This is a genomic window from Bacteroides sp. AM44-19 (assembly GCF_003603395.1).
GTDB classification, from domain to species: domain Bacteria; phylum Bacteroidota; class Bacteroidia; order Bacteroidales; family Bacteroidaceae; genus Bacteroides; species Bacteroides uniformis.
In genome coordinates this window covers 167,466-183,694 of the sequence record NZ_QTNB01000002.1, presented here as the reverse complement: position 1 = coordinate 183,694, position 16,229 = coordinate 167,466, and the positions used below count along the sequence as shown (strand labels likewise).

Annotated in this window: 11 protein-coding genes; 6 read left to right on the top strand and 5 right to left on the bottom strand. The window is 47.8% G+C overall.

Annotated elements, in window-relative coordinates:
* Nucleotides 1-9: 9 nt before the first annotated feature.
* The gene (locus DW947_RS05255; RefSeq protein ID WP_005827192.1) at nucleotides 10-564 is read left to right on the top strand and encodes an NUDIX hydrolase; all 555 of its coding nucleotides are present in this window, start codon (nucleotides 10-12) and stop codon (nucleotides 562-564) included.
* A gap of 11 nt (nucleotides 565-575) precedes the next feature.
* On the opposite strand, the gene DW947_RS05250 is transcribed toward DW947_RS05255, so the two are convergent.
* The 3 genes from DW947_RS05250 to mutA all read right to left on the bottom strand — a co-directional run bounded on the left by DW947_RS05250 (nucleotide 576) and on the right by mutA (nucleotide 7,127).
* Entirely contained in the window at nucleotides 576-2,765 is a 2,190-nt protein-coding gene (locus DW947_RS05250; RefSeq protein WP_119958466.1) for a DNA topoisomerase 3, read from the bottom strand.
* A gap of 314 nt (nucleotides 2,766-3,079) precedes the next feature.
* Nucleotides 3,080-5,227 (bottom strand): methylmalonyl-CoA mutase, encoded by a 2,148-nt coding sequence (gene scpA, locus DW947_RS05240; protein WP_005833154.1) that lies wholly within the window; start codon nucleotides 5,225-5,227, stop codon nucleotides 3,080-3,082.
* Nucleotide 5,228: 1 nt separating this feature from the next.
* Nucleotides 5,229-7,127 (bottom strand): methylmalonyl-CoA mutase small subunit, encoded by a 1,899-nt coding sequence (gene mutA / locus DW947_RS05235; RefSeq protein ID WP_044467850.1) that lies wholly within the window; start codon nucleotides 7,125-7,127, stop codon nucleotides 5,229-5,231.
* 270 nt (nucleotides 7,128-7,397) lie between these two features.
* Here mutA and DW947_RS05230 point away from each other — a divergent pair, with 270 nt between their 5' ends.
* Nucleotides 7,398-9,059 (top strand): putative transporter, encoded by a 1,662-nt coding sequence (locus DW947_RS05230; protein WP_044467851.1) that lies wholly within the window; start codon nucleotides 7,398-7,400, stop codon nucleotides 9,057-9,059.
* A gap of 77 nt (nucleotides 9,060-9,136) precedes the next feature.
* Here DW947_RS05230 and DW947_RS05225 read toward each other — a convergent pair whose 3' ends face one another.
* The gene (locus tag DW947_RS05225) at nucleotides 9,137-9,766 is read right to left on the bottom strand and encodes an AAA family ATPase (RefSeq protein ID WP_044467857.1); all 630 of its coding nucleotides are present in this window, start codon (nucleotides 9,764-9,766) and stop codon (nucleotides 9,137-9,139) included.
* 104 nt (nucleotides 9,767-9,870) lie between these two features.
* Nucleotides 9,871-11,223 carry an MATE family efflux transporter gene (locus DW947_RS05220; RefSeq protein ID WP_087331671.1) on the bottom strand — a complete coding sequence of 451 codons (1,353 nt, stop codon included), beginning with the start codon at nucleotides 11,221-11,223 and terminating at the stop codon, nucleotides 9,871-9,873.
* A gap of 235 nt (nucleotides 11,224-11,458) precedes the next feature.
* Between DW947_RS05220 and DW947_RS05215 the strand changes: the two genes are divergently transcribed.
* The 4 genes from DW947_RS05215 (at nucleotide 11,459) to DW947_RS05200 (ending at nucleotide 16,172) form a co-directional block, all read left to right on the top strand.
* Nucleotides 11,459-11,866, top strand: coding sequence for an HU family DNA-binding protein (locus DW947_RS05215; RefSeq protein ID WP_087331669.1), 408 nt, complete (start codon nucleotides 11,459-11,461; stop codon nucleotides 11,864-11,866).
* Nucleotides 11,867-11,959: 93 nt separating this feature from the next.
* Nucleotides 11,960-13,690, top strand: coding sequence for a lysine--tRNA ligase (gene lysS, locus DW947_RS05210; protein WP_005827209.1), 1,731 nt, complete (start codon nucleotides 11,960-11,962; stop codon nucleotides 13,688-13,690).
* Nucleotides 13,691-13,790: 100 nt separating this feature from the next.
* Nucleotides 13,791-14,786 (top strand): NAD(P)H-dependent glycerol-3-phosphate dehydrogenase, encoded by a 996-nt coding sequence (locus tag DW947_RS05205; protein ID WP_044467854.1) that lies wholly within the window; start codon nucleotides 13,791-13,793, stop codon nucleotides 14,784-14,786.
* Between the two features lie 48 nt (nucleotides 14,787-14,834).
* Complete coding sequence (locus DW947_RS05200) at nucleotides 14,835-16,172, top strand: glucose-6-phosphate isomerase (RefSeq protein WP_005827213.1); 1,338 nt, start codon at nucleotides 14,835-14,837, stop codon at nucleotides 16,170-16,172.
* The last annotated feature ends 57 nt before the right edge of the window (nucleotides 16,173-16,229 follow it).

Sequence of the window (16,229 nt, the reverse complement as noted above, 5' to 3'; positions counted from 1 at the left end):
TTTACCATTATGGAAAAATCAAAAGACACCTGGACCGTCTTATCCAGCGAATACCTTCATCGGGCTCCGTGGCTCACTGTGCGTAAGGACCATGTAGTGCTACCCAACGGCAACCACATCCCCTCCTATTATATATTGGAATATCCAAACTGGGTGAATACCATTGCCATCACCCGTGATGGACAATTTGTCTTTATCCGCCAATACCGGCATGGCATACAAGAAACGTCCTATGAGCTCTGTGCAGGGGTATGCGAAGAAGAGGACGGCTCTCCGATGGTTTCCGCACAACGGGAACTTTTGGAAGAAACCGGCTATGGAAACGGAGTATGGAAAGAGTTCATGCAAATCTCTCCCAATCCAAGTACCCACACCAACATTACCTACTGTTTCCTGGCTACGGACGTGGAGAAAATCTCCGAGCAACAGTTGGAAGATACGGAAAACCTAACCGTACACCTGCTTTCCTTGCAAGAGGTCAAGGAATTGCTGCAGCAAGGAAGCATCCGCCAGGCGCTGATGGCTGCTCCCCTCTGGAAATACATGGCGGAGAGAATTATTTAATGTGATTACCCTTATTCAAACGGCTTACGGAATGTGCATCCGGATTTCCATTCGGAACAACCGTAAGCCGTTTTCCCCTTGATAACGGTACCTTTTCCGCAAAGCGGACAAGGCTGACCGACGAAATCGTCAGCTTGTACGGGAACCTCCACACTTGAAGCTGCCACAGCGCCCGAAGCCTGTTCCCTCTTTTTACCTGCGGCGGCAGACTTTCTCGGTGCTCTTTTCTTCGGCTCCTTTTTCGGCTTATCGGCAGCCTCTGTCTTGGCAGAAGCCTTACTGCCCTTTTCGGGAGCAGGCGCTTGGATGGTGATGTGGCGGTTGCTGTTATCAGAAAGTACACTCATCACGACTTCCGATACCATCTGCTTCAATTCTTCCAAGAATTGTCCGGCATTGTAAGTTCGTTTTTCTATCTCACGCAGTTTCTTCTCCCAAATACCGGTCAGTTCCGCCGACTTCAACAGCTCCTCATGGATAATCTGTATCAGCTCCACACCGGTAGGAGTGGCTATCAGGTTCTTCTTTTCCTTGCGGATATAGTTTCGTTTGAACAGCGTCTCGATGATGGCTGCACGGGTAGACGGACGACCGATACCATTTTCCTTCAGCGCATCACGCAGTTCGTCGTTATCCACCAGCTTGCCCGCCGTTTCCATAGCACGCAGCAGGGTGGCTTCCGTATAAGGCCGGGGCGGCTGCGTCCACTTCTCATATAAATCGGGAACGTGCGGCCCGCTTTCTCCTTTCACAAAAGCCGGAAGCACATTCTCCTCTTCTCCCTTTTCCTCTTTCTCCTCCTGCGATTGTGCCGAGGGGGTGCCGAAGATAACACGCCAACCCGGTTCCAGAATCTGCTTGCCGGTGGCCTTGAACTCTATGCTCTCTACCTCTCCCAATACGGTGGTAGTGGCAAACTTACAATCGGGATAGAATACAGCAATGAAACGGCATGCTATCAAATCGAATACGCGACGCTCCATATCCGTCAGATTCTGCGGATGCTGGCCGGTAGGAATAATGGCGTGGTGGTCTGTTACCTTCGAGTTATCGAAAACCTTTTTGGACTTCAACAATGCAGTTCCTGTCAAAGGGGCTGTAAATGTCTCGTAATCACGCAGACCTTTCAAGATGCCGGGGCATTTGGGATAGATGTCATCACTCAAATAGGTAGTGTCTACACGTGGATAGGTAGCCACTTTCTTCTCATACAAAGACTGAATGATTTTCAGCGTCTCATCAGCGGAATAGGCAAACTTCTTGTTGCATTCCACTTGCAAAGAAGTCAAGTCAAACAAGCGGAGTGGCGCCTCCCTCCCCTCTTTCTTGGTGACATCCGTCACGGTAAAAGGAGAATTCTTAATCTGGTTCAATAAAGCAAGCCCACGTTCGCGGTCGGTAATGGGGTCGATACCTCGATTCTCTTCTTCTTTTTTAGGTTTCTTCCCGGCAGCTATAGCCTCTTTCTGCTTCTCGGCTTCCAGTACCAGTTCCTCCTCACTTTTCCGGAGGATAGCGGAGAAAGTGGTATCACGATAGACGGTCTTCAGCTCCCAGTATTGCTTGGGAACAAAATTCTGTATTTCCAACTGACGGTTTACAATCAGCGCCAGTGTCGGCGTCTGCACACGGCCGATAGAAAGTACCTGCCGGTTCTGCCCATACTTCATGGTGTAGAGGCGGGTGGCATTCATCCCGAGCAGCCAGTCGCCAATGGCACGCGACAAGCCTGCTTCGTACAAAGGCTGGAAATCCGACGCATCACGCAGCTTGGCAAACCCCTCACGAATAGCTTCCTCTGTCAATGAAGATATCCAAAGACGTTTCACCGGACAACGTGCCCCGGCCTTCTGCATCACCCAACGCTGTATCAATTCTCCCTCCTGCCCGGCATCACCGCAGTTTATAATCATATCGGCATGTTGCATGAGGTTCTCTATCGTATGGAACTGGCGCTCGTATGTGGGATTACTAATCAGCTTAATGCCGAAACGGGGAGGTATCATGGGCAGGCTTCCCAAGCTCCATGACTTCCAATTAGGGGTATATTCATGCGGCTCTTTCAGCGTACAAAGATGACCGAATGTCCAGGTCACCTGGTATCCATTTCCTTCGATGTATCCATCTTTCTTTTCTCTCGCTCCCAATACATCGGCTATGTCACGCGCCACAGAGGGCTTTTCGGCAATACAAACTATCATTCGCTATTTTATTTAGTGGGACAAAGGTAATAAAAAGGGGGCAAGAACGAAACGATAAGCAAGGAACGATAACATAGACCTGGTAATTTTTTCTCCCCAAAAGCTGACATATGAACATAAAAAAAGGAGTACCGCTGTACTCCAACCTTTGTTAACCTTAAATCTAATACTATGAAAAACACATTGCAAAGATACGGACTTCTGATAAATCTGCAAATTATCCAAGAAAAAAAGCATGCTATATAACACAGATTAAGAAAAAAGGACGGATATGCAAACGCACACCGTCCTTTTTTAACATTTAACGTGTCGGATTATTCTTCATCCAACAAGATTTCCAATATCTGGCAAGCAGCCTTGGCAACCGGAGTACCGGGGCCGAAGATGGCAGCTACGCCTGCCTTGTAAAGGAAGTCATAGTCTTGTGCGGGGATTACACCACCGGCAATCACTACGATGTCCTCACGTCCCAACTTCTTGAGTTCTTCGATAATCTGCGGAACCAATGTCTTGTGTCCTGCAGCCAATGAAGAAACCCCCACTACATGAACGTCGTTCTCAACCGCTTCGCGGGCAGCCTCGGCCGGTGTCTGGAACAAGGGTCCCATATCCACGTCGAAGCCACAGTCGGCATATCCGGTTGCAACAACCTTGGCACCGCGGTCGTGACCGTCCTGGCCCATCTTGGCTACCATGATACGAGGCTGACGTCCCTCTTTCTTCGCAAACTTCTCCGCCAATTCACAAGCACGGTGGAAGTCGCTGTCATTCTTACTTTCTGATGAATACACGCCTGATATAGTTCTAATTACTGCTTTATAACGTCCTACAATCTTTTCGCAAGCATAAGAGATTTCCCCCAAAGTGGCACGGACACGGGCTGCCTCGACAGCCAGTTCCAGCAAGTTGCCCTTACCTGTCTTTACACATTCAGTAATAGCCTCCAAAGCCTTGTCCACTTCTGCCTGGTTACGTCCTTCCTTCAGACGCTTCAAGTTTTCAATCTGTTCCTGACGGACAGCCGTATTGTCGATTTCAAGAATATCAATCGGAGCTTCTTTCTCCAGACGATACTTGTTCACGCCGACAATGGTCTGTGAACCGCTATCAATACGGGCTTGTGTACGTGCAGCAGCCTCTTCGATACGCATCTTGGGAATACCGGTTTCGATGGCTTTTGCCATACCGCCCAGCTTCTCTACTTCCTGAATCAATTCCCAAGCCTTGTGAGCCAACTCATTGGTCAAACTTTCCACATAATAAGAGCCACCCCATGGGTCTACATTCTTGCAAATGTAAGTTTCTTCCTGAATATAAATCTGCGTATTACGTGCAATACGTGCAGAGAAATCCGTCGGCAAGGCAATAGCCTCGTCAAGAGCATTGGTATGCAGTGACTGAGTATGTCCCAATGCAGCAGCCATCGCCTCAATACAAGTACGGCCCACATTGTTGAACGGGTCTTGCTCTGTCAGCGACCAGCCGGAAGTCTGAGAGTGCGTACGCAAAGCCAGCGACTTCGGATTCTTCGGGTTGAACTGCTTCACAATCTTTGCCCACAACATACGTGCGGCACGCATTTTGGCAATTTCCATAAAGTGGTTCGTTCCGATGGCCCAGAAGAAAGAGAGACGCGGTGCGAAAGCATCGATGTCAATACCCGCAGCCGTTCCGGCACGCAGATATTCCAAACCGTCTGCCAGGGTGTAAGCCAACTCGATGTCTGCCGTAGCACCCGCTTCCTGCATGTGGTAGCCGGAGATGGAGATAGAGTTAAACTTAGGCATCTTTTGGGAAGTATATTCAAAGATGTCGGAGATAATCTTCATAGAGAATGCAGGCGGATAAATATAGGTATTACGCACCATGAATTCCTTCAAGATATCATTTTGGATAGTACCAGCCATTTCTTCTAACTTGGCACCCTGCTCCAGACCTGCGTTGATGTAGAATGCCATAACAGGAAGTACGGCACCGTTCATGGTCATGGAGACGGACATCTTGTTCAAAGGAATTCCATCGAACAGCACCTTCATATTCTCCAAGGAACAGATAGACACACCTGCCTTACCTACGTCACCCACTACACGTTCGTGGTCGGGGTCGTAGCCACGGTGAGTGGCCAAGTCGAAAGCTACGGACAGACCTTTCTGTCCAGAAGCCAAATTACGACGGTAAAAGGCATTTGACTCTTCCGCTGTAGAAAAACCTGCATACTGACGGATAGTCCAGGGACGCAATGTATACATTACAGAGTACGGACCACGCAAATAAGGAGGAAGTCCGGCAGCATAACCCAAATGTTCCATTCCCTCAAGGTCTTCTTTTGTATAAACAGGCTTCACCTCAATGTGTTCCGGCGTTTTCCAATCAGCATGGATGCCGTTAGCCTTTTGCCACTCAGCACCATTGACGGGTTGAAAAGCGGCATATATATCTAAGTTTTTAAAATCTTTTCTCATCTTACTTCAAAAGTTTAGCGTTGTATTCCTTTAATGTTTCCAGCACGTTGACACGGACATGGATAAAGTTCTCGATACCGGCAGCCTTCAAGTCGTCCATGCAAGCAGGAGCACCGGCTACGATAAACATGGCACGGCCATTCAGAGCCTTGAAGGCGGGAACAGCATATTCTGCATATTCATCATCACTTGAACACAATACCACGATGTCGGCCTTGGCAGCCATTGCAGCTTCTATACCTTCTTCTACGGTGGAGAAACCGAGGTTGTCTACAACTTCATATCCGGCACAAGCCAAGAAATTGCAAGAGTACTGTGCACGTGCTTGGCGCATGGCCAAATTACCGATAGTCAGCATAAACGCTTTCGGACGTTTGCCGGAAGCCTCTGTTTCGAGACGCAACGCTTCAAATTCACTGGCAGCACGGTCAAAGTTCAGTGTCGGAACATCTTTCTCGCACGTATGTCCGCCGCCGCAACAGCAAGTAGCCTCAACCGGTTTCTTATCCCCGGCCTTTTCATTGAAGTTGGGGAACTGGTTGGTACCCAGCAACACTTCCTTACGCTTGGCGACTGCAGCATGACGTGCCTTGTTGCTCTCGTTTACGGCAGCCTGCACTTTTCCGGCTTTCACGGAAGCATAGAAACCACCGTCTTCTTCTACAGCGAGGAAGAGGTCCCAAGCCTGCTTGGCAATAGAGACGGTCAAGTTCTCGATATAGTAAGAACCTGCAGCCGGGTCTATAACCTTATCGAAGTGCGATTCTTCTTTCAACAGCAATTGTTGGTTACGCGCCATACGCTCAGAGAATTCGTTAGGAGCATCATAAGTCTTGTCGAACGGAGTAACCGTCATTGAGTCAACACCAGCAAGGGCGGCACTCATCGCCTCAGTCTGCGTACGCAACAAGTTTACGTGTGCATCAAACAAAGTCAGGTTGAATGAAGAAGTTTCCGCATGAATCTTCATCTTGGCTGCACAGCGACACTCGTTATCCTTACCCTTGTTTTCGCAGTCGCGCAGACACTCAGGACTGTAAGAAGCCACAATATTAGCCCACAGCATACGTGCAGCGCGGAATTTGGCTATTTCAAGGAAGTAGTTGGAACTGATACCGAAATTAAACTTAATCTTCTTGGCTACCATTGCAGCCGGCAGACCGGCATCAACCAACTGATTCATATATTCATTACCCCAAGCCAAAGCGTAACCCAACTCCTGGAAAATATAAGAACCTGCATTGTTTAATGTCAACGCGTTCACATTCAATACACGGTATTTCGGAAGGGAAGCGGTAGCCTCGAGCAGCGCCTTGGCTGTTGCCACCATATCACCTTTTTCTTTACCTTTGGCCAGCATTTTGTTGAAGTAGTCATAGTTGATGGAGCCCTGCAATTTCGTCAAGTCATAATCCTTTTTCTGGAAATAAGCGACAAGAAGTTCTGCAAGTTCCACCACATGCCCCTGGCAGGTAGAAAAATTCAACTCGACACATTCCGCGCAGATATCTTTCAACAAAGTTTCAATATACTCTGCGTTCAATTCCTTGGCCTTTACATGGAAAGAGAGTGAATCTACACCTTTATTCAAGATGTCCAACGCCTTGGCATTGGCCTCTTTGGGGCATTCCACTTTGATTTCCTGACGAACAAGCCATTCATTGTTGTCTTTCTTGGTACCTCTGAGATAAGGAAACTCGCCGGGAAGGGCATCTGTCGTCTTCAAACCTTCCAAGTCCTCCATACGGTAGAAAGGTTTCACCTTAAATCCTTCGTTTGTCTTCCAAACGAGCTTCTTCTCAAAATCCGCCCCTTTCAGGTCTGCGGTAACTTTCTCCATCCACTGCTCAGTGGAAACGGGAGAAAAGTCGGAGAAGAGTTTTTCTTTACTGTCTGCCATAGTTTATTTAAAATTAAAATAGATGAATACTATTCATTTTTGTCATCAAGAGACTTGCAAATATAAGGAAATACTTAGAACAAAATCTTTTTTTAGAGAAAATTGCACTTACAGATGACTCCGCATCCATACGGATTCAGCGTATTCACCGGAAACACACCCTATTTTTGCAAAGTTGATATAGCAAAAAGTACCACAAAGCTTTTGTCAACTCCTTTTTATTAAGTAATTTTGCGCGAAATTTTAAAAAACGACATATTAAAAGGTACTATGAATTGGTTAGAAAGCTTGTTATGGGACCCTTCATCTGTCGCTCACATCGTTTGTTTGTATGCATTCGTAATATCTGTGGGCGTATTGCTGGGTAAGATTAAGATTTTCGGGGTATCGTTGGGGGTTACATTCGTCCTCTTTGCGGGTATCCTGATGGGGCATTTTGGCTTCACGGGCGAAACACACATTTTGCATTTCATCCGCGAATTCGGTTTGATTTTATTTGTATTCTGTATCGGTCTGCAAGTCGGGCCTTCCTTCTTCTCTTCCTTTAAAAAAGGGGGGATGCGGCTGAACATGCTTGCTGTTGGTATCGTGTTGCTGAATATCGCAGTAGCATTGAGCATCTACTTCATTGACGGAGGGATAGACTTGCCAATGATAGTAGGTATTCTCTATGGTGCCGTAACCAATACTCCGGGTCTGGGTGCCGCACAAGAAGCCCTGAACCAGATAAACTATACGGGAGACCCCATCGCATTGGGATATGCCTGCGCCTATCCGCTTGGTGTGGTAGGTATCATAGGTTCCATCATAGCCATCCGTTATATCTGCCGGGTGAACCTCAAGAAAGAGGAGCAGGAACTCAATACGCAGGAAGCAGATGTAAAGCATCAGCCGCACATGCTTCACCTCGAAGTACGCAACGAATCAATTTCCGGAAAGACCCTGCTCCAGATAAAGGATTTCCTGGGACGTCCGTTTGTCTGTTCACGCATACGCCATGAGGGGCACGTCAGTATCCCCAACCATGAAACGGTATTCCACGTAGGAGACCAGCTCTTCATCGTATGCTCCGAAGAAGATGCCGAAGCGGTAGCTGCCTTTATCGGAAAAGAAATACATGTAGACTGGGAAAAGCAGGACACCCCAATGGTTTCCCGTCGTATCCTCGTCACTAAGTCCGAAATCAACGGTAAGAAGCTGGGAAGCCTCCACTTCCGCAGTATGTACGGTGTAAATGTAACCCGTATCAACCGCTCAGGTATGGACTTGTTTGCTGATCCCAATCTGGTACTTCAAGTAGGTGACCGCGTAATGGTGGTTGGCCAGCAAGATGCCGTAGAGCGTGTAGCCGGTGTATTGGGCAACCAGTTGAAACGTTTGGACACTCCGAATATCGTTACTATTTTCGTGGGAATCTTCCTAGGAATCCTGCTGGGAAGCCTCCCCATCGCATTCCCGGGTATGCCGACACCGGTTAAGTTAGGTCTTGCAGGTGGTCCGCTGGTAGTGGCAATCCTTATCGGACGTTTTGGTCACAAAATGCATCTTGTGACGTACACCACCATGAGCGCTAACTTGATGTTGCGTGAAATCGGTATTGTACTCTTCCTTGCCAGTGTAGGTATAGAAGCCGGTGAGCATTTTGTACAAACAGTAGTAGAAGGCAGCGGATTACTGTATGTAGGCTATGGATTCCTGATAACCGTCATCCCTTTGTTGATAATCGGCATGATAGCCCGTTTCTATTGCAAAGTGAACTACTTCACCCTGATGGGTTTAATAGCAGGTAGCAACACAGACCCTCCTGCATTGGCATACGCCAATCAGACATCAGGCAATGATGCTCCGGCAGTAGGTTACTCCACGGTATATCCATTGACAATGTTCCTGCGAATTCTGGCGGGACAGATGATACTGCTGACAATGATGTAGGAGGAAATTAAGGAATTAAAATTAAAGGCTGCGCAATGTTGGTTTAACCCAACTACGCAGCCTTTAATTTTAATTCCTTAAAGTCTTAGCTTCTTCTTGACGAACTCTTCTATAAAGTCCACCGTAGCCTCAATACCTAATACGGAAGAATCGATACACAAGTGGTATGTTTCGGCAGCTCCCCATTTTTTGTAGCTGTAGTAGTTATAGTATTCGGCACGCTTCTTGTCCGCTTTGTTCATCATCTCCTCCGCTTCACGCTCAGAAATGGAATACATTCGGCAAATACGCTTGATGCGCTCCTCATTGGAGCAGGAAATGAAGACATTGGCACAGCGTGGATGTTCTCGCAGAATGTAATCGGCACAACGCCCCACAAACAAGCAGGACTTCTCCTCCGCCAATCTGCGTATCACGTCACTCTGCACTTTGAACAGAGCATCATTACTCAGGCAATTCGTGGCCGGGATAGCCCCGTCACTGACAAAAGGGAAACGCATGCCGAAGAGCCCTCCAATAATACCTTGTGAAGCTTTCTCATCAGCTTTCTCAAAGAACTCACAACACAGTCCACTCTCTTCAGAAGCCAACCTAATCAGTTCCTTATCATAAAAGTCAATACCCAGACGGGCAGCCAGTTTCTCGCCTATCTCCCGTCCGCCACTGCCCAGTTGACGGCCTATATTGATTATAAAATTATTGCCCATACGCTTATTCATCTATTGGTTTGCAGATAGCAAATATAAATATTCTTACGGAATATCTGCAGAAAGTAGGAAGAAAAATTCAGAGCCTCTCCCCCGACCTATCCCTACAAGGGAGAGGTTCTGAATTTGCGGAATTGACAAACCAACATCACCAATGCTATCAAACTTGCAAGCAAATCGGATACCGGCATGCTGTACCACACTCCTGCCACTCCGAAGAACTGCGGCAGGATAAGCAGGCAAGGAAGCAGAATCAGCATCTGTCGGGTAAGGGAAAGGAATATCGCTTTGCCTGCCATGCCTATGCTCTGGAAAAAGTTGGAAGTCACCATCTGGAAACCGATAATCGGGAAGAACATTACCGTAATGCGCAGTCCCGTAACCGAAAGCTCTGTCAGTTCCGCATCCGATGTAAAGATGCCCACTACCAGGTCCGGCACCAGCATACCGACCAGAAAGCCGAAAGTGGTCACTGCCGTGGCATAGATTATCGTCAGTTTCAGCACCTTGTTCACCCGTCCGTACAGCTTCGCCCCGAAGTTATATCCGGCAATAGGCTGCATACCCTGATTCAGCCCCATCACAATCATCACTACAATGAAAACCAGACGATTCACGATACCGAAAGCCCCGATAGCCAAGTCGCCGCCATACTTCTTCAACCCCTGATTGATAATGATAACGATGAAGCAGGCTGCCAGGTTCATCAGGAAAGGAGACATGCCGATGGCGAGCGAATCGAATACAATCTTACGTTTCAGACGGAATATCCCCCGGTGGAAATGCAACAGCTCATCCTTATTGCCGAAAAGCTTGAACTGCCACGTCAAAGAGATAATTTGCGCCACAATGGTAGCGACGGCAGCACCACGTATGCCCCAGCCAAAACCATAGATAAACACCGGGTCGAGTATGGTATTGATAACCACCGTGGCTATAGTGGCGTACATCGCCTTCTGTGGATGCCCTGAAGAGCGCAGCACTGCATTCAGCCCCAGATAGAGGTGCGTAACGGCATTTCCCAAAAGGATAATCTGCATATAATCCCTCGCGTAGCCCACCGTCTGGTCACTGCCTCCGAAGAAATAGAGAATCGGATCGAGAAAGAGCATGACAATGATGGTAAAGGCAATTCCCAGTACCATGTTCAGCACAAAAACATTGCCCAGCACACACTGTGCCGTGTCATAATCCTTCTGCCCCAGCTTGACGGAAATCAGTGTAGAAGCCCCCACTCCTACCAACGAACCGAACGCCGCAGCCAGATTCATCAACGGGAAAGTCAACGCCAATCCCGAAATAGCCATCGTCCCAACGCCGTGACCGATGAAGATACTGTCTACCATATTATATAAAGAGGATGCCGTCATTGCGATGATTGCCGGAACGGCATATTGCATCAAGAGTTTACCTATACTTTCCGTTCCCAACGCCGTGGGAGTCTTTTGTCCTGCCATATTATATACCTATTTCTTTTTAGCGGGTGCAAAGGTACTCTTTTTTTAAAACAGAACAGCAGAAAAAACACCTTAAACCTGCACACTATGCGGATGATTTATGCTATCTTTGCGATTCAATGATAAATAATAAGATATGATTACCATAATCATACCGTATGATTGGCACATTCATACCGTATGAACCATGCCCGACCTACCGGTTGAGCCGGACACATAATAACAACAAGCCCCCATGGCATTCTATAAGAAAGTAAAACAGAAAGGCGACGACAAATGGCACCCAAGAGCCGTCACCAAAGGACATCCCTATACAACGGATGAAATAGCCCGATTATTGTCGGAAATGTCTACGGTAACCCCGGGAGATACCTATGCAGTATTAATGAACCTTGGTGAAGTGCTGGGCAAGCTGATGAGCTCGGGACACTCCGTAAAGCTCAAGGGCATCGGGACGTTCTACTACACCTGCCGTTCGGAAGGCACCGGGGTAGACACCCCAGAAGAAGTGAGTCCGGCGCAAATCACTGCGGTGCAGATACGCTTCATCCCCGAATACTACCGCAGGCAATGCGGACAAGTGACGGAACGCACCCTCCTCTCCCCGCACATCGAATGGGTGGATGCCGAAGGAGAGGGTTAATGTCACCCCCGTTCCCTATATTTCAAGGAAAAAGGTTCTCTATCTGAAAAATGTTTCGTACTTTTGTACCCAAATTGAGTGAAATATAGCGAAATGAACGTATTAGAACTAAGTGAACAAGAAATCATTCGTCGCAACAGCATGAATGAACTTCGCGCGATGGGCATCGAGCCTTATCCCGCAGCAGAGTATGTAACAAATGCTTTCTCTACCGATATTAAAGCTGAATTCAACGACGATGCAGAGCCTCGCCAGGTGTCCGTTGCCGGACGTATCATGAGCCGCCGTATCATGGGTAAAGCATCTTTCATCGAATTGCAGGACTCCAAAGGACGCATCCAGGTATATATCACCCGCGATGACATCTGCCCGGACGAGGACAAGGAGATGTACAACACCGTGTTCAAACGTTTGCTCGATTTAGGCGACTTCATCGGCATCGAAGGATTCGTATTCCGTACTCAGATGGGCGAAATCAGCATCCATGCCAAGAAGCTGACCGTACTTGCAAAGAGCATCAAGCCCCTGCCTATCGTGAAATATAAGGATGGTGTGGCTTACGACTCTTTCGAGGACCCCGAACTGCGCTACCGCCAGCGTTATGTAGACCTTATCGTAAACGACGGCGTGAAAGAAAAATTCCTGAAGCGTGCCACCGTCATCAAGACCATGCGTGCCGTGCTGGATGAAGCCGGCTACACGGAAGTGGAGACGCCGATTCTTCAATCCATCCCCGGTGGAGCAAGCGCCCGTCCGTTCATCACCCACCATAACTCTCTGGATATGGACCTCTACCTGCGTATCGCCACCGAGCTTTACTTGAAGCGACTGATTGTGGGCGGATTTGAAGGTGTATATGAAATAGGCAAGAACTTCCGCAACGAGGGTATGGACAAGAACCATAACCCGGAATTCACTTGTATGGAGCTGTACGTGCAGTACAAGGACTACAACTGGATGATGAGCTTTACGGAGAAATTGCTGGAACGCATCTGTATCGCCGTAAACGGCTGCACAGAAACCGAGATAGACGGCAAGACCATCAGTTTCAAAGCTCCCTACCGCCGTCTGCCCATCCTGGAAGCCATCAAGGAAAAGACCGGATACGACCTCGAGGGCAAGAGCGAGGACGAAATCCGCCAGGTGTGCAAGGAACTGAATATGGAGATTGACGACACCATGGGCAAGGGCAAGCTGATTGATGAAATCTTCGGAGAATTCTGCGAAGGAACTTTCATACAGCCCACTTTCATCACCGACTATCCCGTAGAGATGAGCCCGCTGACCAAGATGCACCGCAGCAAGCCGGGACTGACCGAACGCTTCGAGCTGATGGTGAACGGCAAGGAACTTGCCAACGCTTACAGCGAGCTGAACGACCCGATAGACCAAGAAGAACGCTTCAAAGACCAACTTCGCTTGAGCGAAAAGGGAGACGACGAAGCGATGTTCATCGACCAGGACTTCCTGAAAGCATTGCAATATGGTATGCCTCCCACATCGGGCATCGGTATCGGCATCGACCGTCTGACCATGTTGATGACGGGCGAATCCTTCATCCAGGAAGTGCTTTTCTTCCCGCAGATGCGTCCGGAAAAGGTCATCCCCAAAGATGCTCCTGCACGATACACGGAACTGGGCATCCCCGAAGATTGGGTGGCTGTAATCCAGAAGGCCGGCTACAACCTGGTGAGTGACATGAAAGATGTGAATCCGCAAAAACTCCACATGGACATCTGCGGTATCAACAAGAAATATAAATTGGAACTGGCAAACCCGACCGTAAACGAAGTTGCTGACTGGGTCGGAAGAATTAAGAATTAAAAATTAAAGAATTAAATAGGCAAAATTAAAGATAGGAGGAAGGTGAAGGCGCGCTCCTTCACCCCCTTTTAATTTTTAGTTTTTAATTATTAATTTCGATATGAAACTACCCGGTAAGATAGCCATCATGGGCGGAGGAAGTTGGGCAACTGCCATTGCCAAAATGGTACTGGCCCAAGCGGAGTCGATAAACTGGTATATGCGGCGAGACGACCGTATTGCCGACTTCAAACGGCTTGGCCATAACCCTGCCTACCTGACGGGCGTCAAGTTTGATACCAAGCGTATCAACTTCAACTCCAACATCAATGATGTCGTGAAAGAATCTGATACGCTCATCTTCGTTACACCTTCCCCTTATCTGAAGGTTCACTTGAAGAAACTGAAGACTAAGATTAAGGATAAATTCATCATAACTGCCATCAAAGGTATTGTACCCGATGACAACTTGATTGTCTCGGAATATTTCACTAAGGAATATGGCGTCCCGGCTGAGAATATTGCTGTATTGGCAGGTCCCTGCCATGCGGAAGAAGTGGCTTTGGAACGCCTTTCTTATTTGACTATTGCTTGTCCCGACACCGACAAGGCTTGCACCATTGCCCGCAAACTGGCCAGTTCATTCATCAAGACCTCTGTCAGTAATGATGTTGCCGGCATTGAATACAGTTCGGTGCTGAAAAATGTATATGCCATTGCAGCCGGTATTTGCAGCGGTCTGAAATATGGAGACAACTTTCAGGCTGTGCTTATGTCCAATGCCATACAGGAAATGAACAGATTCCTGCAAACAGTACATCCACTGAACAGAAACGTAAATGATTCCGTTTATTTAGGTGACCTGCTGGTGACGGGATATTCCAATTTCAGCCGTAACCGCACATTCGGCACGATGATTGGCAAGGGATACTCCGTGAAAAGCGCGCAGATTGAGATGGAAATGATTGCTGAAGGATATTACGGTACAAAATGTATCAAGGAAATCAACAAGCATTATCATGTCAACATGCCTATTGTAGATGCAGTATACAACATTCTGTATGAGCGTATCTCACCGACGATTGAAATCAAGCTGCTTACCGATTCATTCCGGTAAGCGCGAAAAAAGATAAAACGAAATACTGAATTTAAAACCTAGAATATTATGATTAGTTTGAACATTGAAAAGACTCTTGGATTCATCTCCAAAGAAAACGTTTTCGCCTATGAAGCCCAAGTAAAGGCTGCACAGGAAGCATTAGAGAATGGTACCGGTAAGGGCAACGACTTCTTAGGCTGGCTGCACCTCCCCTCTTCCATCACTAAAGAGCACCTGGCTGACCTAAAGGCTACCGCACAGACGTTGCGTGACAACTGCGAAGTAGTAGTAGTTGCCGGTATTGGCGGAAGTTATCTCGGTGCACGTGCGGTGATAGAGGCTTTGTCAAACAGCTTCACCTGGTTGCAAGACAAGAAAACGGCTCCGGTCATTCTGTATGCAGGACACAATATCGGTGAAGATTATCTATATGAGCTTACCGAATACTTGAAAGACAAGAAATTCGGTGTTATCAACATCTCCAAATCCGGTACCACTACTGAAACAGCCCTGGCGTTCCGTCTGCTGAAAAAGCAATGCGAAGACCAACGCGGCAAGGATATGGCAAAGAAGGTTATCGTTGCCATCACCGATGCCAAGAAAGGCGCTGCCCGCGTAACGGCAGACAACGAAGGCTACAAATCCTTCATCATCCCCGATAACGTAGGCGGACGTTTCTCTGTATTGACTCCGGTAGGCTTGCTGCCCATCGCAATAGCAGGTTTCGACATTGAGAAACTGGTTGCAGGTGCAGTTGCCATGGAAAAGGCTTGTGGAAAAGATGTTCCGTTTGCAGAAAATCCCGCTGCCATCTATGCAGCTACGCGTAACGAGCTCTACAAGAACGGCAAGAAGATTGAAATCCTCGTAAACTACAATCCCAAACTGCACTACGTAAGCGAATGGTGGAAGCAGCTTTATGGTGAATCCGAAGGTAAGGAAAACAAGGGTATCTTCCCTGCTGCCGTAGATTTCTCCACCGACCTGCACTCCATGGGACAATGGATTCAAGAAGGCGAACGTACCATCTACGAAACTGTCATCTCCGTGGAGAAGACACAGCACTCCCTGCAGGTACCTTCGGATGAAGCGAATCTCGACGGACTGAACTTCCTGGCAGGCAAGCACGTGGACGAAGTGAACAAGATGGCCGAATTGGGAACACAGCTTGCCCACGTTGACGGCGGCGTACCCAACATGCGCATCGTTATCCCTGCACTGAATGAAGAAAGCATCGGAGGTCTGCTCTACTTCTTTGAAATAGCTTGCGGCATCAGCGGTTACATTCTGGGAGTCAACCCATTCAACCAACCGGGTGTGGAAGCATACAAGAAGAATATGTTTGCACTGCTGAACAAGCCGGGCTACGAAGAAGAGTCCAAAGCCATCCAGGCAAGACTTTGATAAATCAAGAATTGAGAGTTGAGAATTGAGAAATGACTGTGCAATAAGCGCAATGAA